Source organism: Rhodococcus sp. USK10 (assembly GCF_019378875.1).
Taxonomy (GTDB): Bacteria; Actinomycetota; Actinomycetes; order Mycobacteriales; family Mycobacteriaceae; genus Rhodococcus_F; species Rhodococcus_F pseudokoreensis.
Genome location: NZ_CP076048.1, coordinates 7,689,698 through 7,710,268 on the forward strand (window position 1 = coordinate 7,689,698; position 20,571 = coordinate 7,710,268).

At 69.1% G+C, this 20,571-nt stretch carries 18 protein-coding genes; 13 read left to right on the plus strand and 5 right to left on the minus strand.

Features of this window, described 5'->3' with window-relative positions; genetic code table 11:
* Positions 1-6 precede the first annotated feature (6 nt).
* Positions 7-1,611, minus strand: coding sequence for a DEAD/DEAH box helicase (locus I1A62_RS42095; RefSeq protein WP_124390359.1), 1,605 nt, complete (start codon positions 1,609-1,611; stop codon positions 7-9).
* 322 nt (positions 1,612-1,933) lie between these two features.
* Here I1A62_RS42095 and I1A62_RS42100 point away from each other — a divergent pair, with 322 nt between their 5' ends.
* The gene (locus I1A62_RS42100) at positions 1,934-2,614 is read left to right on the plus strand and encodes a ferritin-like fold-containing protein (protein WP_124390358.1); all 681 of its coding nucleotides are present in this window, start codon (positions 1,934-1,936) and stop codon (positions 2,612-2,614) included.
* 145 nt (positions 2,615-2,759) lie between these two features.
* Positions 2,760-2,990: a DUF3107 domain-containing protein gene (locus I1A62_RS42105; RefSeq protein WP_015890119.1), complete on the plus strand. Its 231-nt coding sequence runs from the start codon at positions 2,760-2,762 to the stop codon at positions 2,988-2,990.
* Between the two features lie 84 nt (positions 2,991-3,074).
* Here I1A62_RS42105 and I1A62_RS42110 read toward each other — a convergent pair whose 3' ends face one another.
* On the minus strand, positions 3,075-3,746 hold the full coding sequence (locus I1A62_RS42110; RefSeq protein WP_015890120.1) for a TetR/AcrR family transcriptional regulator: 672 nt from the start codon (positions 3,744-3,746) through the stop codon (positions 3,075-3,077).
* Positions 3,747-3,970: 224 nt separating this feature from the next.
* Here I1A62_RS42110 and I1A62_RS42115 point away from each other — a divergent pair, with 224 nt between their 5' ends.
* From I1A62_RS42115 to I1A62_RS42125, 3 genes are all read left to right on the plus strand, one after another.
* A complete protein-coding gene (locus I1A62_RS42115; RefSeq protein WP_124390357.1) occupies positions 3,971-5,107 on the plus strand; it encodes a DUF3152 domain-containing protein in 1,137 nt (378 codons plus the stop codon).
* Positions 5,108-5,242: 135 nt separating this feature from the next.
* Positions 5,243-6,427, plus strand: a complete 1,185-nt coding sequence (gene moeZ / locus I1A62_RS42120) for an adenylyltransferase/sulfurtransferase MoeZ (RefSeq protein ID WP_219461716.1) — start codon at positions 5,243-5,245, stop codon at positions 6,425-6,427.
* Positions 6,428-6,525: 98 nt separating this feature from the next.
* The gene (locus tag I1A62_RS42125; protein WP_072937656.1) at positions 6,526-7,380 is read left to right on the plus strand and encodes a TIGR02569 family protein; all 855 of its coding nucleotides are present in this window, start codon (positions 6,526-6,528) and stop codon (positions 7,378-7,380) included.
* Here I1A62_RS42125 and I1A62_RS42130 read toward each other — a convergent pair.
* Positions 7,377-8,045 (minus strand): FadR/GntR family transcriptional regulator, encoded by a 669-nt coding sequence (locus I1A62_RS42130; protein WP_124390356.1) that lies wholly within the window; start codon positions 8,043-8,045, stop codon positions 7,377-7,379. The genes I1A62_RS42125 and I1A62_RS42130 overlap by 4 nt on opposite strands.
* Before the next feature lie 11 nt (positions 8,046-8,056).
* Between I1A62_RS42130 and I1A62_RS42135 the strand changes: the two genes are divergently transcribed.
* The 6 genes from I1A62_RS42135 to I1A62_RS42160 all read left to right on the plus strand — a co-directional run bounded on the left by I1A62_RS42135 (position 8,057) and on the right by I1A62_RS42160 (position 15,752).
* On the plus strand, positions 8,057-9,307 hold the full coding sequence (locus tag I1A62_RS42135; protein ID WP_124390355.1) for an MFS transporter: 1,251 nt from the start codon (positions 8,057-8,059) through the stop codon (positions 9,305-9,307).
* A gap of 131 nt (positions 9,308-9,438) precedes the next feature.
* On the plus strand, positions 9,439-10,851 hold the full coding sequence (locus I1A62_RS42140) for an MFS transporter (RefSeq protein WP_206005372.1): 1,413 nt from the start codon (positions 9,439-9,441) through the stop codon (positions 10,849-10,851).
* A 52-nt stretch (positions 10,852-10,903) separates the two neighbouring features.
* Complete coding sequence (gene nirB, locus I1A62_RS42145) at positions 10,904-13,414, plus strand: nitrite reductase large subunit NirB (RefSeq protein ID WP_124390353.1); 2,511 nt, start codon at positions 10,904-10,906, stop codon at positions 13,412-13,414.
* A gap of 81 nt (positions 13,415-13,495) precedes the next feature.
* Positions 13,496-13,897, plus strand: a complete 402-nt coding sequence (gene nirD / locus I1A62_RS42150) for a nitrite reductase small subunit NirD (RefSeq protein WP_043825757.1) — start codon at positions 13,496-13,498, stop codon at positions 13,895-13,897.
* A complete protein-coding gene (locus I1A62_RS42155) occupies positions 13,894-15,051 on the plus strand; it encodes a uroporphyrinogen-III synthase (RefSeq protein WP_219458017.1) in 1,158 nt (385 codons plus the stop codon). The genes nirD and I1A62_RS42155 overlap by 4 nt, the downstream gene beginning before the upstream one ends.
* Positions 15,048-15,752: a sirohydrochlorin chelatase gene (locus I1A62_RS42160; protein ID WP_124390351.1), complete on the plus strand. Its 705-nt coding sequence runs from the start codon at positions 15,048-15,050 to the stop codon at positions 15,750-15,752. The genes I1A62_RS42155 and I1A62_RS42160 overlap by 4 nt, the downstream gene beginning before the upstream one ends.
* Positions 15,753-15,761: 9 nt before the next feature.
* Here the strand turns inward: I1A62_RS42160 and I1A62_RS42165 are convergent, their stop codons facing one another.
* Together I1A62_RS42165 and I1A62_RS46725 are read right to left on the minus strand one after the other, a co-directional pair.
* Positions 15,762-17,510, minus strand: a complete 1,749-nt coding sequence (locus I1A62_RS42165; protein ID WP_219458019.1) for an NTP transferase domain-containing protein — start codon at positions 17,508-17,510, stop codon at positions 15,762-15,764.
* Positions 17,511-17,532: 22 nt separating this feature from the next.
* Entirely contained in the window at positions 17,533-17,658 is a 126-nt protein-coding gene (locus I1A62_RS46725) for a hypothetical protein (protein WP_257890675.1), read from the minus strand.
* A 61-nt stretch (positions 17,659-17,719) separates the two neighbouring features.
* Between I1A62_RS46725 and I1A62_RS42170 the strand changes: the two genes are divergently transcribed.
* Together I1A62_RS42170 and I1A62_RS42175 are read left to right on the plus strand one after the other, a co-directional pair.
* Positions 17,720-19,165, plus strand: coding sequence for a PLP-dependent aminotransferase family protein (locus tag I1A62_RS42170; protein WP_219458021.1), 1,446 nt, complete (start codon positions 17,720-17,722; stop codon positions 19,163-19,165).
* 140 nt (positions 19,166-19,305) lie between these two features.
* Positions 19,306-20,571 carry a lipase family protein gene (locus tag I1A62_RS42175; protein WP_219458022.1) on the plus strand — a complete coding sequence of 422 codons (1,266 nt, stop codon included), beginning with the start codon at positions 19,306-19,308 and terminating at the stop codon, positions 20,569-20,571.

Genomic DNA, 20,571 nt, shown 5'->3' on the forward strand with positions numbered 1-20,571 from the left:
GGTTGGTTACTCCGCGTTCGTCGCGGCGGCGCCGACCTTCGTGGTCCGGCGGCGCCGGCGCCGGCGGGGCTTGGAACCCTCGCCGTCGGCGTCCGTGCTCGGCGCTGCGGACTCGGGTGCCGTCGGCTCCGGCGACTTGGGGCCCACGGAATCCGCGGGACGGCCACCACGCGTGCGGCGACGGGTGCGGGTGCGTGCCGGACGCTCCGTGCGCTCGGCCTTCTCGCCCTGCTCGGTATCGGTGTTCTCGCTCTGCGCGGGCGCGGCCTTCTCGACCCGGGGGCGCTTGATCGTGCCGGTCGCCTCGGCCGGGATCGACAGTTCCTCGTACAGGTGCGGGGAACTCGAGTACGTCTCGACCGGATCCGGGATACCGAGGCCGAGAGCCTTGTCGATGAGCTGCCAGCGGGGGATGTCGTCCCAGTCCACGAGCGTCACGGCGATGCCGGTGCGGCCCGCGCGACCGGTGCGGCCGATCCGGTGGACATACGTCTTCTCGTCCTCGGGGCACTGGTAGTTGATGACGTGGGTGACGTCGTCGATGTCGATACCGCGGGCCGCGACGTCCGTCGCGACGAGCACGTCGATCTTGCCGGACCGGAACGCCTTGAGGGCCTTCTCTCGGGCAACCTGGTTGAGGTCGCCGTGCACGGAACCGACGGCGAAACCGCGCTCGGCGAGTTCGTCCGACACCTTCTGCGCGGTCCGCTTGGTGCGGGTGAAGATCATCGTCGCGCCGCGGCCGTCGGCCTGCAGCACGCGGGCCACCATCTCCGCCTTGTCGAGCGCGTGCGCCCGGTAGATGTGCTGGCTCGTGCGGTCGTGGACCGCCGAGTCGTCGGCCTGCTCGGCGCGGATGTGCGTCGGCTGGGTGAGGAACGTGCGGGCGAGCGTGATGATCGGTCCCGGCATGGTCGCCGAGAACAGCATCGTCTGGCGCTTGTCCGGCACCATGTTCAGAATGCGCTCGATGTCGGGCAGGAAGCCGAGGTCGAGCATCTCGTCGGCCTCGTCGAGAACGAGCACCTCCACCTTGCCGAGGATCAGATGACCCTGGTTGGCGAGGTCGAGCAGACGGCCGGGGGTGCCCACGACGACGTCGGCGCCCTTCTGGAGCGTCGCGATCTGGGTCTCGTACGGGCGGCCACCGTAGATGGCGAGGACCTCGAGCGGCTTGTTCTTCTCGCCCTTCAGGTACTTCGCGGCACCCTCGAGGTCCTTGGTGACCTGGATGCACAGCTCGCGGGTCGGGACGATGACCAGCGCGCGGGGAGTGCCGTCGAGTGCGGCCGTCCCGGTGGTGCCGGTGGAGATGCGGTGGAGCAGCGGGACGCCGAAACCGAAAGTCTTGCCCATGCCCGTGCGGGCCTGACCGATCAGGTCGTCGCCGGCGAGGGCGAGGGGGAGCGTCAGCTCCTGGATGGCGAACGTCCGCTCGATGCCGATCTCGTCGAGAGCGCGGACGATCTCGTCGCGAACTCCGAGTTCGGCGAAAGTGGGGGCGACGTGCGTGGAGTCGAGTTGCGCCGACAGCGTGGTCTCGGTGGCGTCGTCTTCATGGTCGACAGTGATCTTGCTCAGGGGTCTGGCCTTCCTCGTAGCTGCACGCACGCACGAGGTAAGGGCCAGGCCGCTGGTCGGCCCGATTTCCCAGTCGACGCTCGTCGATGTCCTCTTCCGAGTCGATCCTGCCTCTGCCTCAGCGCAGAAATCGACGATTTCGGCGAGGCGCGGCTGGGACCGTCGATCAGGTGCGCGCACATTATCGGTGGGAACCGCCGATCGGATCGTGATAGATCATCACTCGAACCGCGTTCTCTATGGAGACGAACGTGGTGACGAGCGGTTGCCCACGTTCATTGTAGCCGGAGAACGCTCCACAACTGGTTACGCATGGCAAACATCACTGCCCGACGCACTAGGCTGTGGCGCCATGGAGCCCAACACCCCTGCATCCACTGATTCCACTATTCCCGCTGATCACCCCGGTGTCAGTGAACTCTTCGCGGTCCTCGCATACGGCGAGATCTCCGCGTTCTACCGGCTGTCCGAGGACGCGCAGATGGCGCGGACCCTGCAGGGCAAAGTGGCGCTCGCAAGCATGGCGGCCGCCGAGATGGGCCACTTCGAGATGCTCGAGAAGGCGCTGACCGCACTCGGCTTCGACATCTTCGAGGCGATGGATCCGTTCGTCCGCGCCCTCGACAACTACCACGCGTCCACCACCCCCTCGACGTGGCTCGAGGCACTGGTGAAGGCGTACGTCGGCGACGGGATCGCTGCCGACTTCTACCGCGAGATCGGCCACTCGATGCCCGCCGAGGTCTCGCGGACCATCGAGGAGGTGCTCTCGCAGACCGGCCACTCCGAGTTCGTCGTCCATGAGGTGCAGCAGGCGATCAAGGCCAGCAACCGCGACAAGGACCGCCTCATGCTGTGGGGCAGGCGACTGCTCGGCGAGGCCATCACCCAGGCGCAGTTCGTCCTGGCGCAGCGGGAGGCGCTGACCGAACTCGTCATTTCCGCGTCCGGCGACCTCAACGGCGTCGTCGCACTGTTCGACCGCATGCAGGAGATGCACGCCGAACGCATGGCCGTGCTGGGGCTCGTCTAGACGGCACGCCGTCGGGCCTGGTCTGGACGGCACCGCCGTCGGGCGTGTTCGCTCAGGGCACAGCCCACAGACGCGCACCGGCGGCGGCCACTGCATTAGCCTGGCCAGGACAGCTGATGTTTCTCGGAGAGTTCGGAGGTTGACCGTGGAGGTCAAGATCGGTGTAATCGACAGCCCGCGTGAGCTCATCGTCAGCAGCGAGCAGACCCCGGACGAGGTCGAGACATTGGTCTCGGGCGCCCTCACCGGTGGCGACGGGATCTTGTCTCTGGAAGACGACAAGGGGCGTAAGTACCTCATCCAGTCCAGCAAGATCGCCTACGTGGAGATCGGCCCGTCCGATATCCGCAAGGTCGGGTTCGCACCGACGAAGTGAACGCAGTCGGAGTCGCTCCGACCACGTGAACACACGGGAAAGGGCCCGCAGTCGAATCGACTGCGGGCCCTTTCTCGTGGGATATCAGCGCTGTTCGGGATGCAGCGGCACGCGGGACAGACCGCCCCACGCGAGCGTGACCGTCGTGTCGACCGCTTCTTCCTTCGGGATCGGGCGCGCCGCCTCGAGCCAGTACCGCGCGGTGAACTGGCTGGCGCCGACGAGGCCGACGGCGAGGATGCGGGCCCGGTAGGGGTCGAGACCGGAGTCGTGGCTGACGAGGTCGAACACGGCGTCGACGCACGCCTCGGTGGCCTGCTCGACGCGGCTCTGCACCTGCGGCTCACCCATGAGGTCGGACTCGAACACGAGCCGGAAGCCCTGCGAGTCGTTGTCGACGAAGTCGAAGAACGCCTGCACCGCGGCGCGGACACGCTGCTTGTTGTCGGTGGTGGAGCGCAGCGCCTGCCGGACACCCGAGATCAGGCTGTCGACATAGCTCTGCAGCACGGCCACGTACAGCTCGAGCTTGCCGGGGAAGTGCTGGTAGAGGACGGGCTTGCTCACACCGGCGCACTCGGCGATCTCGTCCATACCGGCAGCGTGGTATCCGCGTGTGACGAAGACCTCGCTGGCTGCGGCGAGTAGCTGCAGTCGCCGGGCGTCGCGGGGGAGTCGCGTGCTGCGACGGGCCCCGGTGCCCTTTCCGGTGTTGGCATCGCGATCGGAGTTCGTCCGATCCGCGAGTTCAGTCATAGCGCTTCCAATCTGCACAAGTATTCCGCGTCACATTCTGTGTAACTGTGTGAACGATACCCGCGCGTAGTGAACCGTTCATGGTGGACTCGCAGGACTCGCCCGGTCAAGGATATTGCCTGCCCGGTAACTGGGGTACCCCAGGGGTTCGGGGCACCTGGTGACCCGGGTAGCCGCGACGTTGCGGGTCGCGTTCCCGTGACACGCCGAATGACCTGGGGACGGTGCACTGGGACGAGGCGGTGCCGGACTGTGAGATTCTGGGCTGCGTGACTGACCGAGGAGGACCGCGTGTTCGCGGCCGGGCTCCCCAGAGTTCCGAGGACGGGGAGCGACGACCGCGAAGCATCGACCAACGTGACGTCGGTCCCCGCGCCTCCCAGTCGGCACCGGAGGCGCAGTCGCATCAGCCGCTCCGCGCGCAATGGGACCCGACCAGCCGCGACGTCGGCCGTCCCCGCAACCCGCGCCCCGAACGGCAGGCCCGGAAGCAGAGCCGGGTCGGCCGGTTCGTCTCCACCTACGGCTGGCGGGCGTACGCGATTCCGATCCTGCTGGTGGTCACCGTGCTCGTCGTGTTCGACGCGGTCCGGGACACCGGCGGCGGCGAGACGACAGCGGAGACCGATTCCCCCGGATTCGGCACCCTGTCCCGCGACACCGACGGTTCCAGCGTCATCGGGGTCCCGCCGGAGGCCGACGGAAACTTCGCCGCCGAACTTCCCTCGGGCGCGTTGCCCGAGGGCGGTCCGTTCACGGCGGTGGGCGCCGGCACCTGGCACGTGGTTCCCGGCAACGGGACCAAGGTCGGGCAGGGGACCGAACGCGAATTCACGTACAGCGTCGAGATCGAGGACGGCGTCGACACGTCCGGATTCGGCGGCGACGAGTCGTTCGGCCGGATGGTCGACCAGACGCTGTCGAATCCGAAGAGCTGGACGAAGGACCCACGTTTCGCGTTCCGGCGCGTCGACCAGGGGGATCCCGACTTCCGGGTGTCGCTGACGTCGCAGATGACCATTCGCGAGGCGTGTGGCTACGACATCCAGTTGGAGGTGTCCTGTTACAACCCGGGCATCGACCGTGTCGTCCTCAACGAGCCGCGCTGGGTGCGCGGCGCCATCGCGTTCCAGGGCGACATCGGGTCGTACCGGCAGTACCAGATCAACCACGAGGTCGGGCACGCCATCGGCTATCAGGACCATCAGCCGTGCGAGACCGAGGGCGGCCTCGCGCCGGTGATGATGCAGCAGACGTTCGGGACGGCCAACAACGACATCGCCCAGCTCGACCCCGAGGGTGTCGTGCCGATGAATGGGCTGACCTGCCATTTCAATCCCTGGCCCTTCCCACGGGCATGAGTCTGGACCGGTCCCGCGCGACTGCGGGCGGGAGGGGAAGAATGGACCTTGTCGGGGCGTTGAAGTCAATGCTGTCCGACACATCGGAAGCCGTCGCGCAATCGTCAGGAGTGGGCCGTGTCGCTTGACCGTTCTGTGAAGACCACCGAGGCGCTGCCGCCGCTGGTGGAACCGGACGCCGAACTTTCCCGCGACGAGGTGGCGCGGTACAGCAGGCACCTGATCATTCCCGACGTCGGCATGGCCGGCCAGAAGCGTCTGAAGAACGCGAAGGTCCTCGTCATCGGCGCGGGCGGCCTCGGCTCACCGGCGCTGCTGTACCTCGCCGCCGCGGGGGTCGGGACGCTCGGCATCGTCGAGTTCGACGAGGTCGACATGTCGAATCTGCAACGCCAGGTGATCCACGGACGCTCCGACGTCGGCCGCCCCAAGGGGGAGAGTGCGCTCGACTCGATCCGCGAGATCAACGACAACGTCGACGTCCGGTTGCACGAGTTCCGGCTCGAGCCCGACAACGCCGTCGAACTGTTCGAGCAGTACGACCTGATCCTCGACGGCACCGACAACTTCGCCACCCGGTACCTCGTCAACGACGCTGCCGTCCTCGCGCACAAGCCGTACGTGTGGGGCTCGATCTACCGCTTCGAAGGCCAGGCGTCCGTGTTCTGGGAGGACGCGCCGAACGGCCGCGGACTCAACTACCGCGACCTGTACCCGGAGGCGCCCCCGCCGGGGATGGTGCCGTCGTGCGCCGAGGGCGGCGTGCTCGGTGTGCTGTGCGCGTCGATCGGCTCGATCATGGCCACCGAGGCGGTCAAGCTGATCACCGGCATCGGCGAATCGCTGCTCGGACGGCTGATGGTCTACGACGCGCTCGACATGACGTACCGCACCATCGCGTTGCGCCGGGATCCGGCGCGGACTCCCGTCACCGAACTGATCGACTACGACGCGTTCTGCGGGGTGGTGTCGGACGAGGGGCAGGCCGCGGCGGCCGGTTCGACGATCACGGCCACGGAGCTGCGCGACCTCCTCGACTCCGGCAAGGAGATCGAACTGATCGACGTGCGCGAGCCCGTCGAATGGGACATCGTCCACCTGCCCGGTGCGGTGCTGATCCCCAAGGACCGCATCCTGTCGGGGGAGGCGCTGTCGGAGCTCCCGCAGAACAAGCCGATCGTGCTGCACTGCAAGACCGGCGTCCGGTCCGCGGAAGCGCTGGCCGCGCTGAAGAAGGCCGGGTTCTCCGACGCGACCCATCTGCAGGGCGGCGTGATCGCGTGGGCGAAGCAGGTGGACACGAGCCTGCCCGTCTACTGACCCCTGCCCGTCGGCCGGCCCGGTGGTGGCGTGATTGACGTCGCCGGGCCAGCGCGCCTTGCGCTGTCACCGGCCCACCCGGCGGTAGCGTTGAGTACGTGAGCACCGGCCAACCCCCTCAGCACGTGTGCTCCACGTTCGGCCTCCGGGAAGTCGAGCCCATCCCACTCGGTGCGGACTGGGACGGCGGGTGGCTCTGTGGAGACGTAGTCCTGTCAGCCGTCGCCGACCACGCGCGCGCCGCGTGGTCCGCCAAGGTCCGCGAGACGCTCGAGGTGGAAGGCGTGCGGCTCGCCCGTCCCGTGCGCTCCACCGACGGCAGGTACGTGGTGTCCGGGTGGCGCGCCGACACGTTCATCGAGGGCACACCCGAACCGCGTCACGACGAGGTCGTGTCGATGTCGGGGCGGCTGCACGCCGCCACCTCGCAACTCGACCGTCCCCGGTTCCTGGTGCAGCCCCCGGTCGCGCCGTGGGCGGAGGTCGACGTGTTCGTGGCGGCGGACCGGGCGGCGTGGGAGAAGATCCCGCTGCGCAGTGCGAAGGGTGCCGAACAGCTCGAGACCCCGTCCCCGGACGGCCGCAAGAGTCTCGAGCTGATCACCGGGCTGGCGACGCTGCGCAAGCCCGTCACGTGCCCGGATCAGCTTGTCCACGGCGACCTGTTCGGCACCGTTCTGTTCGCCGGTGCGTTGGCGCCGGGGATCACCGACATCACGCCGTACTGGCGCCCGGCGTCCTGGGCGGCGGCGGTGGCGGTGGTGGACGCCATCTCCTGGGGCGGGGCCGACGAGGCCCTCATCGGGCGGTGGGAAGACCTGCCCGAGTGGCCGCAGATGCTGCTGCGGGCGGTCCTGTTCCGGCTCGCCGTCCACGTGCTGCACCCGCGGTCGACCGCGGAGGCGTTCCCCGGACTCGCCCGCACCGCCGACGTGGTGCGCCTTCTGCTCTAGCTGGTGAGCAGTTCGGCGAACAGGTCGCGAGCGGCGGTGGTCGCCGCGGACTCGTCGCCGTCGACGATCGCCTGGATCAGGTGCCGGTGCTCGTCGTGGAATCCGGCCCCCGTCGCGTGCACGTGCCGGTCGACGGTCTGGGCGATCGACGGCAACAGCGAGTCGTAGAACTCGAGGTACACGGCGTTGTGGCTCGCCTCGACGATCGCGCGGTGCAGGGTGACGTCGGCCTCGACGGCGGCCTCGGTGTCGGACTCGGCCCAGCATCGGAACCGCTCGTCGAGCAGGCTCTGCAGTCGGGTGATGTCGTCCGGGGTGCGTCGCCGGGCGGCGAGGGCGGCCGCGGTGACGTCGAGTGCCTGCCGCAGTTCCGTGACGTCGCGCTCGTGCGCGCCTGCGAAGTACTTGCCGAGCGTGCCGCCGACGTCGGAGGTCGCGACGACGTACGTGCCCGATCCCTGCCGCCGTTCCAGCAGCCCTGTGTGGACGAGGGCCTGCACTGCCTCACGGACGGTGTTGCGTCCCGTTCCGGTGAGTTCGGACAGCGCCGGCTCGGTGGGGATCTTCGCGCCCACCGCCCACCGTCCACTGCAGATCTCGTCGCGCAGCTGCTCGGTCACCTGTGAGATGAGACTCGAGCGGCGCACGGGTTTTCCAAAGGTCATCCTGTCATCCTATGATTTCTCTCGTGACTCTTCTACGCGGCCGCCTCCTCGTCTTCTGCGCGATCGCCATGTCGGCTCTCGTACTGAGACTTGCGGTGACCTCGTTCACCCCGCTGGCCTCGCAGATCCGGGAGGACATCGGATTCTCGCCCACCGTGGTGGGAGTGTTCGGGATGGTGCCGACGGCGATGTTCGCGCTGTTCGGCCTGGGAACGCCGCTCATCGCCAAGCGGTGGGGTCTGGAGCGGACCGCGCTGGTGGCGATGGTGATGGCCGGAGTCGGCATGCTCACGAGGGCGCTGATGAGCGACACCTGGTCGTTGCTGGCGTTGTCGGCGCTCGCGCTGGCCGGCATGGGAATCGGCAACGTGGTGATTCCGCCGCTGGTCAAGCGGTACTTCTCCGACCGGCTGGCCGTGATGAGTTCGGTGTACATCGTCGGGGTGCAGATCGGCACCATCGCGCCGGCCTTCGTGGCCGTCCCACTCGCCGAGGCGTTCGGTTGGCGGTTCTCGATCGGAGTCTGGGCGTTCCTCGGCTTCGCCGCGGCGCTGCCGTGGATCCTCCTGCTCGCCCGGGAACGACGTCGCACCGTGGTCGTCGCGGCGGAACCGCCCGCGGGTGTGCAGGCCGATCGCCCGCACGGGAAGGCCTGGCGGTCGCCCGTCGGCTGGGGGATGGCCGGCATGTTCGGAATGACGTCGATGATCACGTACTCGATGTTCACCTGGATTCCCGACATCCTCTCCGACGCCGGGGCGAGCGAGGCGTTCGGCGGCGCCATGGTGGGACTGTTCTCGTTCATGGGTCTCGTCGCCGCGTTCGGCGCCCCCACGCTGTGCGCCCGCATGCGCAACCCGTTCCCGATCGTGATCGGATGCGCGATCTGCTACCTGGTCGCCTTCAGCGGACTGCTGTTCGCCCCGATGAGCGCACCGATCCTGTGGATCGTGCTGCTCGGTCTCGGACCGAGCACGTTCCCCATGTCTCTGACGCTCATCAATCTCCGCACGCGCAGCCACCTCGGCTCGGCGACGCTGTCCGGTTTCACCCAGGGGGTGGGCTACGCCGTCGCGTGCCTGGGACCGCTGCTGTTCGGGGTGTTCCACGACGCCTCCGGCGGATGGACCGTATCGTTCGCATTCCTGACGTTCGGCGTGGTGATCCTGCTCATAGCGGCGTTCCAGGCGTGCAAGCCGCGGATGCTCGAGGACAGCTGGCACGTCGAATCGGAGCCTGTGGACGCTCTTCGACACGTCTAGGAAACATGCAGGAAACCTCACATCGCCCCAGTTGAAAAGTGAGGATCAGTTGACGTTGCGGTCACCGACCGCAGCACCGCCGCAACACCGGTTTTCTACCTTTGGGTCTCCCACACAACGAGGAGGCCCGGGTGAAGAAGCACTACATCGAGCACTGGGACGCGGAAGACGTCGACGCCTGGGAGGCGGGCGGCAAGGACATCGCCAAGCGGAACCTGATCTGGTCGGTAGTCGCTGAGCACGTCGGCTTCTCCGTCTGGTCGATCTGGTCCGTCATGGTGCTGTTCATGCCGACCGACGTCTTCGGGATCGACGCGGCGGGCAAGTTCTTCCTCGTCGCCGTCCCCACTCTCGTCGGCTCGATCCTGCGGATCCCGTACACGGTCGCGACGGCCCGCTTCGGTGGCCGCAACTGGACCGTCTTCAGCGCCCTCGTCCTGTTCGTCCCGACGCTGTTCACCCTCTACCTGATGATGAACCCGGGGGCGTCGTACACGACGTTCATCCTCGTCGCGGCACTCGCCGGCGTCGGCGGCGGCAACTTCGCCTCGTCGATGACGAACATCAACGCGTTCTACCCGCAGCGGCTCAAGGGCTGGGCACTCGGTCTCAACGCGGGCGGCGGCAACATCGGTGTCCCGGTGATCCAGGTCGTCGGTCTGCTCGTGATCGCCACCGTGGGCAACACGGACCCCTGGATCGTGTGCGCCGTCTACCTGGTCTTCATCGCCGTCGCCGCGGTCGGAGCGGCCCTGTTCATGGACAACCTCGGCAACCAGAAGTCCGATCTCCGGGCGATGGCCAAGGCGCTGAAGTTCTCCGACTCGTGGGTCATCGCCTTCCTCTACATCGGCACGTTCGGATCGTTCATCGGATTCAGCTTCGCGTTCGGCCAGGTGCTGCAGATCAACTTCCTCGCCGGTGGCGCCACGCCCGCCGCGGCCGCACTGCACGCCGCGCAGATCGCCTTCATCGGACCGCTGCTCGGCTCCATCGCCCGCCCGATGGGCGGCAAGCTCGCCGACCGCATCGGCGGCGGCAAGATCACGCTGTACACGTTCGTCGCCATGGCGCTCGCCGCCGCAGTGCTGGTGACCGCGGGCACCGTCGACGACGGCACGCCCGGCGCGGCCACCGCAGGAGTACTGGTGGCGTTCGTGTTCGGCTTCATCACCCTGATCCTGCTGGCCGGCATCGGCAACGGCTCGGTCTACAAGATGATCCCGTCGATCTTCGAGGCCAAGGCGCAGGGGCTCGAAGGCGTCAGCCGAGAGGCCAAGGCGGCGTGGTCGCGGGCGATGTCCGGTGCCCTCATCGGATTCGCCGGCGCCATCGGCGGCCTCGGCGGCGTCGGAATCAACCTGGTGCTCCGCGCGTCCTACGGCGGCACCGCGAAGTCGGCGACCATGGCGTTCTGGGTGTTCCTCGCCTTCTACCTCGCCTGCATCCTCGTCACCTGGTTCGTCTTCCTGCGCCGCCCGTCCGTCACCCGTGGTCTCCCCGTCACCGACGGCGACGACGAAAAGGTGTCCGTCTCGGCGTGACCTCCGGCAGTACCGCACGAACTCGAGTAATTCAGCTAGAAGGAGCGACGGCATGAGCCGCAAGTCAGCAGTGGTCATCGGGCACGGAATGGTCGGACATCGATTCGTCGAGGCGTTGCGGGCACGCGACGAGTCGGACGACTGGTCGGTGACGGTGCTCTGCGAGGAGCCTCTCCCCGCGTACGACCGGGTGGGACTGTCTTCCTACGTGGGGGCGTGGGATCCCAAGGAGCTTGCGCTCGCGGGTAACGACTACCCGGACGACGCCCTCGTCGACCTCCGGATCGGCCGCAGGGCCGCGACCATCGACCGGGAGTCCCGCAAGGTCACCACCGATTCGGGTGAGGTCGTCGGGTACGACGCCCTCGTGATGGCCACCGGTTCGTATCCGTTCGTGCCGCCGATCCCCGGCCACGACCGGCCGGAGTGCTTCGTCTACCGCACGCTCGCCGACCTCGACGGCATCCGGAAGCGTGCCGACGCGGCCGGTCCCGGCGCCGTCGGTGTCGTGGTCGGCGGCGGCCTGCTCGGACTCGAGGCCGCGAACGCCCTCAAGTTGATGGGCATGACCCCGCACGTGGTCGAGTTCGCCCCCCGGCTGATGCCGCTGCAGGTCGACGAGGGCGGCGGCGCGCTGCTCGCCAACCTCGTCACCGATCTGGGGCTCACCGTCCACACGGGCGTCGGCACCGCGGGCATCACCGAGGGCCCGGACGGGATCAGCGTCGAACTGTCCGACGGCTCGGTGATCGAGGCCGCGCTGCTGGTGTTCTCCGCGGGTGTGCGGCCGCAGGACCAGCTGGCCCGCGACGCGGGACTCGAGGTCGGCGAGCGGGGCGGGATCATCACCGACCTCGGTTGCCGCACGTCGGACGAGAACATCTACGCGGTCGGCGAGTGCGCCGCGGTGGAGGGCCGGTGCTACGGCCTCGTCGCTCCCGGCTACACCACCGCGGAGATCGTCGCGGACCGGTTGCTGGGCGGGGCGGCGGAGTTCCCGGGCGCCGACCTGTCCACCAAGCTCAAGCTGATGGGTGTGGACGTCGCCAGCTTCGGCGACGCCCACGCTCAGACCCCCGGCGCGCTGGAGGTGGTTCTCAGCGACGCCGCCAAGGGCACCTACGCCAAGCTCGTGGTGTCCGACGACGCGAAGACGCTGCTCGGCGGCATCCTCGTCGGCGACGCCTCCGCGTACGCGTCGCTGCGACCCCTCGTCGGCCGCGAACTGCCCGGCGATCCGGCCTCGCTCATCTCGCCCGCGGGGGAGAAGCCCGGCGCCGGATCCCTGCCCGACGACGCCGAGGTGTGCTCCTGCAACGGCGTCACCAAGGGCTCGATCTGCGGGGCCATCGCCGACGGCGCCTGCGACATCGCGCAGGTCAAGAGCTGCACCAACGCCGGAACCACGTGCGGTGGCTGCCTGCCGACCATCAAGCAGCTGCTCGCGTCGTCCGGAGTGGTGATGTCGAAGGCGCTGTGCGAGCACTTCGAGCAGTCCCGCGCCGAGCTGTTCGAGATCGTGCAGGCCACCGACACACGCACGTTCTCCGCGCTGATCTCGAAGTACGGAACGGGCTCGGGCTGCGACATCTGCAAGCCCGTCGTCGCCTCGATCCTGGCGTCCACCGACTCGGACCACATTCTGCACCGCAACCAGGCTGGCCTGCAGGACACGAACGACCACTTCCTGGCCAACATCCAGAAGAACGGCACCTACTCGGTGGTGCCGCGGATGCCCGGCGGCGAATGCACGCCCGAGCAGCTCATCGTCATCGGCGAGGTGGCCCGCGACTTCGGCCTGTACACGAAAGTCACCGGCGGTCAGCGCATCGACCTGTTCGGCGCGCGCGTCGAGCAGTTGCCCGCGATCTGGAAGCGTCTCGTCGACGCGGGCATGGAGTCGGGCCAGGCGTACGGCAAGTCGCTGCGCACCGTGAAGAGCTGCGTCGGATCCACCTGGTGCCGGTACGGCGTGCAGGACTCCGTGGGTATGGCGGTCGACCTGGAGAACCGGTACCGCGGTCTGCGGTCCCCGCACAAGATCAAGTTCGGTGTGTCGGGCTGTGCCCGCGAATGCGCCGAGGCGCGCGGCAAGGACGTCGGCGTCATCGCCACCGAGAACGGCTGGAACCTGTACGTCGGTGGTAACGGCGGCCAGTCCCCGAAGCACGCCCAGCTGCTCGCGGGCGGGCTCGACGACGAGACCCTGATCCGCTACATCGACCGGTACCTGATGTTCTACATCCGCACCGCGGACCGGCTCCAGCGCACCGCTCCGTGGGTCGAGTCCCTCGAAGGCGGACTCGACCACCTCAAGGCCGTGGTGTGCGAGGACAGCCTGGGTATCGCCGCCGATCTCGAGGCGGCCATGGCCAAGCACGTTCTGGGATACAAGGACGAGTGGGCGGGTGTGCTCGAGGACCCGGAGAAGCTGTCGCGGTTCGTCTCGTTCGTCAACGCGCCCGACGAGGCCGATCCGACCGTCGCGTTCGACGACACGGGTGTCCGGAAGGTTCCGGTGTTGATGGGAATGCCGAAATTCGCAGCTTCTACATCGGAGTAATCCCCGCTTAACGCTGCGGAAACACCCACCACGAACTATGTATCCAAGAACGGATACACACCAGCCCGAAGGAGGACTGTGATGACCGTCGTCGACATGAACGTCCACAGTGCCAGTGGAACCAGGTTCGAAAGCGTCAAGTCAGGCCGTCTCGAATGGACGTCCGCGTGTCCGCTCAGCCAGCTGATCCCCGGTCTCGGGGTGGCGGTGCTGCTGCGGGGCGGAGAGCAGGTGGCACTGTTCCTTCTCGAGGACGGATCCCTGCACGCCGTCGGCAACATCGACCCGTTCGGGCGCGCCGCCGTGATGTCCCGCGGCCTCGTTGGAGACCGGGCCGGGGAGCCCACCGTGGCGTCGCCGCTGCTCAAGCAGGTTTTCTCGCTGGTCGACGGTCGCTGCCTCGACGACGAGTCGGTGCGGCTGCCCGTGTACGACGTGCGGGTGTGGGCCGGCGTCGTCCAGGTCCACAGCACGCACGCGTGAACGACGCGACGCCGCTGTGCGGGTTCACGATCGGGATCACGGCGTCCCGGCGTGCGGAAGAGTTCGCCACGCTGCTGACGCGGCGGGGTGCCACCGTGGTGCACGCTCCGGCCATCCGCATCATCCCGTTGGCCGATGACACGGAACTCGAGCGCGTCACGCGCCAGATCATCGACAACCCGCCGGAGATCGTCGTCGCGACCACCGGGATCGGTTTCCGCGGCTGGATGGAGGCCGCGGACGGCTGGGGTGAAGCGGAGGAGCTGGGCCGGGCGCTGGCCTCCAGCCGGCTGCTGGCCCGCGGACCCAAGGCAAAGGGGGCGATCCGGGCGGCGGACCTGCGGGAAGAGTGGTCACCCGCGTCGGAGTCGTCGGCCGAAGTACTCGATCACCTCCTCGGCGAGGGTGTCGAAGGCAAGCGCATCGCGGTCCAGTTGCACGGCGCCACCACGGAGTGGGAGCCGGTCGCGGACTTCTGCGAGGTGCTGCGCTGTGCGGGCGCCGACGTGATCGCCGTCCCCGTCTACCGGTGGACGCCGCTCGAGGACCAGGCCCCGATGGACCGGATGATCGAACTGATCGCTTCCGGCGGTCTCGACGCGGTCAGCTTCACCAGCGCACCGGCGGTGGCCTCGCTGCTGACCCGCGCCAAGGAGACCGGAATGATCGAGATGGTGCTGCACTCGTTCCGGCACCGGGTTGTCGCCGCCTGCGTCGGACCGGTCACCGCCGGACCGCTCCGCGAACTCGAGGTTCCGACGACGATGCCGGCACGCTCGCGGCTGGGTGCGCTCGCCCGGCACATCGCCGACGAGCTGCCGCGGCGGGCGAACAAGATCCACACCGCCGGACACGAGCTGAGCATCCGCGGCGGATGCGTCGTCGTCGACGGCGAGGTGCGCCAGCTGCCGCCCGCCGCGATGTCGCTGATGCGCACGCTCGGCGCCCGGCCCGGCCGGGTCGTCCCACGGGACGAACTGCTCGCCGCACTGCCCGGTGGCGGCGGCGACACCCACGCCGTGGAAACGGCGGTCGCCAGACTGCGCGCGTCCCTGGGCGCACCGAAAGCAGTCCAGACGGTGGTCAAGCGGGGATACCGCCTCGCGCTCGATCCCGTCGACTGCGCCGATTCACGTGAGGAGGGACAGCAATGAACGAGACAGCACTGGTACTGGTGGCACACGGAACGCGGAGTCCCCGGGGCGTGGAAATGATCGCCGCGCTCGCCGACGCCGTCGCCGAGCAGGTCGGACCGACCCGGGTGTCCTTCGTGGACGTTCTCGGGCCGTCACCCGCCGAGGTGCTCGGTGACATCACCGGGCCCGCCGTCGTGGTGCCGGCGTTCCTCGCGTCGGGCTACCACGTCCACACCGACGTTCCGCGGGAGGTGGCCGACAGCGGCCATCCCTCCGTGGCCGTGACCCGGGCCCTGGGACCGGACCCCGTTCTCGCGGAGGTCCTGCTGCGGCGGCTCGTCGACGCGGGCTGGCGGCCCGGCGACGCGGTGGTCCTCGCCGCGGCCGGCTCGTCCGACCCCCGGGCGTTGCGCGACGTCCGGCGCGCCGCGGCGATGTTGTCGGAACTCGTCGCGTCGCGGGTCCGGATCGGTTACGTGGCGACCGCGCAGCCGCGCGTCCCCGACGTGGTCGCCGGAGTGCGGGCCGGGGGCGAGCAGCGAGTGTTCGTCGCGTCGTACCTCCTGGCCCACGGACTGTTCCACGCCCGCCTCGCCGATGCCGGTGCGGACGGGGTGGCCGAGCCGCTCGGCGTCGATCCGGCGATCGTCGATCTCGTCGCCGACCGCTACCGCAGCGGAATCCCGGCCGCGGTCCGCGCCCTGTCGTACCAGCGCTGAACCGTCCGCTCAGCGCGGTAGCGGCACCAGCTCGGCGAGATCGCCGTCGACGGCCCCAGCCGGGACCAGCGCCAGCGCCTCGCGGTCGATCAGGCCCGCGAGATGCGCGGTCCGGATTCCGGGGTCGACGCGCCACGTGCCGTCCGGTTGCGGGACAGCGGGCAGGATGCGGGTGGCGTCACCACTGACCTCGGACGCATTCGCGATGCGCCCCAGCTGAATCGGTGCCGGGGTGCGACCGGTGAGCGCGGCCGCGATGGATGGAACCGTGGTCAGCAGTGTCACGACCGCGGCGTACGGGTTGCCGGGCAGCCCGAGCACCACCCGGCCGTCGGGCAGCAGGGCGGTCACCTGGGAACCGCCCGGGCGGCACCGCACCCTCCCCACGACGATCCGGGCGTCCGCGCGGTCGAGCGCCGCACGCAGCTGGTCGGCCGCGCCACCGCCGGTGGCCCCGACGATCACGATCAGGTCGGGCCGGCGGACTTCCCGGAACAACTCGTCGAAGCTGTCGGACGTGTCCCGCAGGTGCGTGTCGGCGACCGTGTGGATTCCGCACCACGAGAGGAACTGGGGGAGAACGGGTCCCAGGGCATCCCGCGTCTGTCCTTGCCGCAGCGGGCCGTCGCGCCGGATCTCGTCTCCCGTCACCACGACGTGCGCGCGGACCGGTCCGCGGACCCCGGCGGTGGTCACCTCGGCGCTTGCGGCCGCGGAGACGAGCGCGGGTGTGACGGCCGTGCCCTCCGCCGCGAGCCGGTACCCCTCGTGCCAGTCCTCGCCGCGACGCCGCGCGTCGTCGCGCACCGGGGCGTCGGCCCGGCGGGACAGTCGCGGCCCCTCGGAAGTGTCTGTCGTCACGGCGAATTCGTCCCGCACGACGGTGGAGGCGCCGGTGGGCAGGTGCGCGCCGGTCGCGATCCGCGCCGCCTCACCTTCCGCCAGTTCCAGTTCCTCGTCGCTGCCGGCGTACCGGATGGAGTCGCGCAGCACCCACGGACCGTCGCCCGCGACGGCGTACCCGTCCATGGCGGACACCGCGATACGCGGCAGGGCTTCGGCGGCGAGCAGCGGCTCGGCCAGTGTGGCGCCGAGCGACGTGCCGAGCGCCGCGGCGCGCGGTGGCAGTCGGGGAACCGCGGCCAGGATCGCGGTCCGGGCTTCGGCGACGGTGACGGGCACCGCCGCGGCCGTGCTGCGGGCCCGCTCGACGTCCTCCGGTGTGTCGCAGTCGGTGACGCCGCGGAAGAGCACCGTGTCGAACGATTCCGGGACGAGGGCCTTCATCGGCTGGTTCACGGCCGAGCCGAGCGCGCGGAGCCGGTCGGTGAGCGCGCCGACGCGCCACGCGGACAACAGGAACTGCAGGCGGCCCGACTCGTCGACCGCGAACACCGTGTCGGCGTCCTGCACGGCGGCGGCGAGGGCCTCCGCCATCGCCGGTTCCGCGAACGGCAGGTCCGACGCGAGCAGGATCACCCGGTCGCCCGGGTCGGCGTCGAGCACGGCCAGCCCTGCGGCCACCCCCGCGACCGGGCCCGCGCCCGGCGTCGTCTCCTGCGTCTGGAGCACCGTCGAATCGAGGTCGGCGCGGCGAGGTCCCACGACGACGATGCGCTCACAGTCGTCGACCGCGTCGAGAGCGGTGTCGAGCATCCGGCGTCCGCCGACCACCACGGCCGGCTTGTCGACGCCGCCCATTCGAGTGGCTCGTCCACCGGCGAGGACGATCGCGTGAACGGGCGCGGCAAAGTTCATTCCCTCATGCTGCCGCACACCCTCAGTCGCTGTGCAGGTGGCTGCGTGGAGGACCGGCGAGCCCGGACCGTCCGCCCTGCGCCGTGCTGACGCAGAGCCAGGCCACCGACGCCAGGCTGAGGGCCAAGAGGATTCCAATTACCAGCATGTATCGATTGTCGGCCCGAAGTGGACTGCGATATTCAGTCCTCTGTGGAAAAGTGGCCTGTATGAGCAGTGAACCGGTGCGAACCGTCTCCGCGGCCGAATTGGCGGTGCTGCTCGGTGCGGCGCCCGCAGGCGGGCAATCGCTGTACCGCGGGCTCGCCGACGCCCTCCGCGAGAGGGTCGCCGACGGATCCATGGCCGTCGGAGTCCGGCTGCCCGCCGAACGGGCCCTCGCGGAGGAACTCCGGCTCAGCCGGGTGACCGTCAGCGCCGCCTATCGCGAACTGAGAGAGGCGGGTTGGGCGTCGGCGCGGCACGGATCGGGGACATTCGTGGCGATGCCGTCCGGTCCGCCTGCCTGGGGGAGCATGGTCGGGGCGCCGGTCGACGGTGTGATCGACCTCGTCAACGCCGCACCGGCGGCGGCCCCCGAACTCAGGGAGGCGTACCTCGACGCCGTCGACGAGTTGCCCCACTTCATGCCCCAGCACGGATACCACCCCGGGGGACTGACCACACTCCGGGCCGCGATCGCAGACCGCTACACGCGCCGTGGTCGCCCGACCACGACGGACCAGATCCTCGTCACCGGGGGCGCGGGCGACGCCACCGAGGTGGTGTTCGAGGCGCTCGTCGAGGCGGGCGACCGCGTCCTGATCGAACACCCGACGTATCCCGGCGCGGTCGAATCCGTGCAGGCGGCCGGCGGCAGACCCGTTCCGGTGCCGATCGACGCGACCGACCCGGACGCGTTCGTCGCCGAAGTGGACCGGGCCGCCCGGCAGAGTGCCCCCACGGTGGCGTACGTGATGCCGGACTTCTCCAATCCGTCGGGAGCAAGGGCGACCCCCGACGGCAGACGGCGGCTGGCCGCGACCCTCGCCCGCCACGGAGTGGTGACCGTCGTGGACGAAGTGGCGGCCGACATCGTGCTGGACGGTCCGGACGACCTCGAGCCGTTCGGCGTCCCGGTCCCGGAATCGGCGACCGTGGCGATCGGCAGCCTCAGCAAGACCGTGTGGGGAGGTATCCGCATCGGCTGGGTGCGTGCGGAGGCTGCCCGCACCGCGCAGATGGCCAAGATCATGGCCCGTAGGCAGTTGTCGGTCTCCGTGCTGGATCAGCTTGCGGCCGTGCGCCTGTTCGCCTGGCACGACCGGCTGGTCGCGCAGCGCCGCCGCGACCTCCGGGTGCAGCGGGACGCGCTTGCGGCGGCGGTCGACGAGCGGTTGCCCGGGTGGAGTTACGTGCTGCCTGCTGGGGGACTGTCCCTGTGGTGCAGGCTTCCGGCCGGTGCGAGTTCGACGGACCTCGTCGCGGCCGCGCGGTCGAGGGGGCTGCTGCTGGCGCCGGGGCCGCGGTTCGGCACTGGCCATCTGTTCGACGACCATCAGCGGATGCCGTTCACGCGGCCGGTGTCCGAACTGACCGCCGCCGTGAATGTCCTTGCCACGCTGGTCGTGTCCGCCGACACCTCGATGTCCGTGACGCCGTCGCTCGTCGTGTGACGCGCGGGTGTGTCACGGAAAAGTATCTGTGAATCGAAGTATCGGTCAGAGACCTGTTCGGTACCGGGAAAGGGGCGGATCTTTATCGACGCTCTGGCATAGTGATGCCGTCGACCCGTCGCTGAAATGTGGGGTATGTCATGGGCTCGTTGTTCCGCAGATCCTTCGGCACCGCCGTAGTCGGCCCGGTCCTCGCCCTGACCGCCGCCCTCGTCGGCGCTGGAACTTCCGCGGCACAACCGCTGGTGCCGTTGCCGCCCTTGCCGACCCCGCCCGCTGCGGACGCGATCTTCCCGGTCGCCGACCCGGACCCCTTCTACATTCAGCCCACGGACATCGCCGACCACGCTCCGGGCGACGTGCTGAAGATCCGCCAGTTGCCGCCGTCGTACTACTTCCCCGGTAGTGCGATGTGGGAGCTGCTGTTCCGGACCACCGACTCCGAGGGCAGGCCGATCGCGGCGAACACCACGTACGTGCTGCCCCCGAACCACGTCCCGGACGGCCCGCTGGTGTCGTATCAGCACATCATCAATTCGCTGGGCAACAAGTGCAAGATCGTCACCGAGCTGTACACGACCGACCCGCTGCACCAGATCCGGGAGGCGGCAGGCCTCAACATCGCTCTCGCGCGCGGCTGGGCGGTAGCGCTGCCCGACCATCTGGGACCGCGGATGGCGTACGGCGCAGCCAAACTCGGTGGCCAGATCACGCTCGACGGCATCCGGGCCGTCCAGCGGGTCCCCGAATTGCAGGTACAGAACAGCAAGGTCGGACTGGGCGGGTACTCCGGTGGCGGCATGGCGACGGCATGGGCGGCGGCGCTGGCGCCGAGCTACGCCCCCGAGCTGAACATCGTCGGCGCCGCCGAGGGCGGAACCCCGATGAACCTGGTGAAGATGGCGGAGGCGCTGGGCACCAACCCGCACCCCGCGTTCGGTCTCGCGATGGCCGCCGCACTGGGTCTGGAACGCGAATACCCGGATCGCATCGACGTCAGCGGCCAACTCAACGACGAGGGCCGCCGGATGAAGCAGATGATCGGCAACGGATGCACCAACGAGATCATGCTGTTCGGAATCGGGCACAGCGCCTCGGAAATGACCGACAACCAGAACTTCATGGACGACCCGGAAGCGTGGAAGGTGATGGAGGAGAACAGCCTGGAGCTGTACCCGGGCGTGCCCACCGTACCGATCTTCGAATGGCACAGCCCGACGGACGCGCTGATCCCGGTCGATTCGATCGACACCACCCTGCGGCGGTACTGCGACGCGGGCACCCCGGTGCAGACGCTGCTCACGCCGACACCCGACCATCTGTCGGCGGCGGCGCTGGGACTGCCCCAGGGGCTGGACTGGATGGACGCCCGGTTCCGCGGCGACCCCGCGCCGAGCACCTGCTGA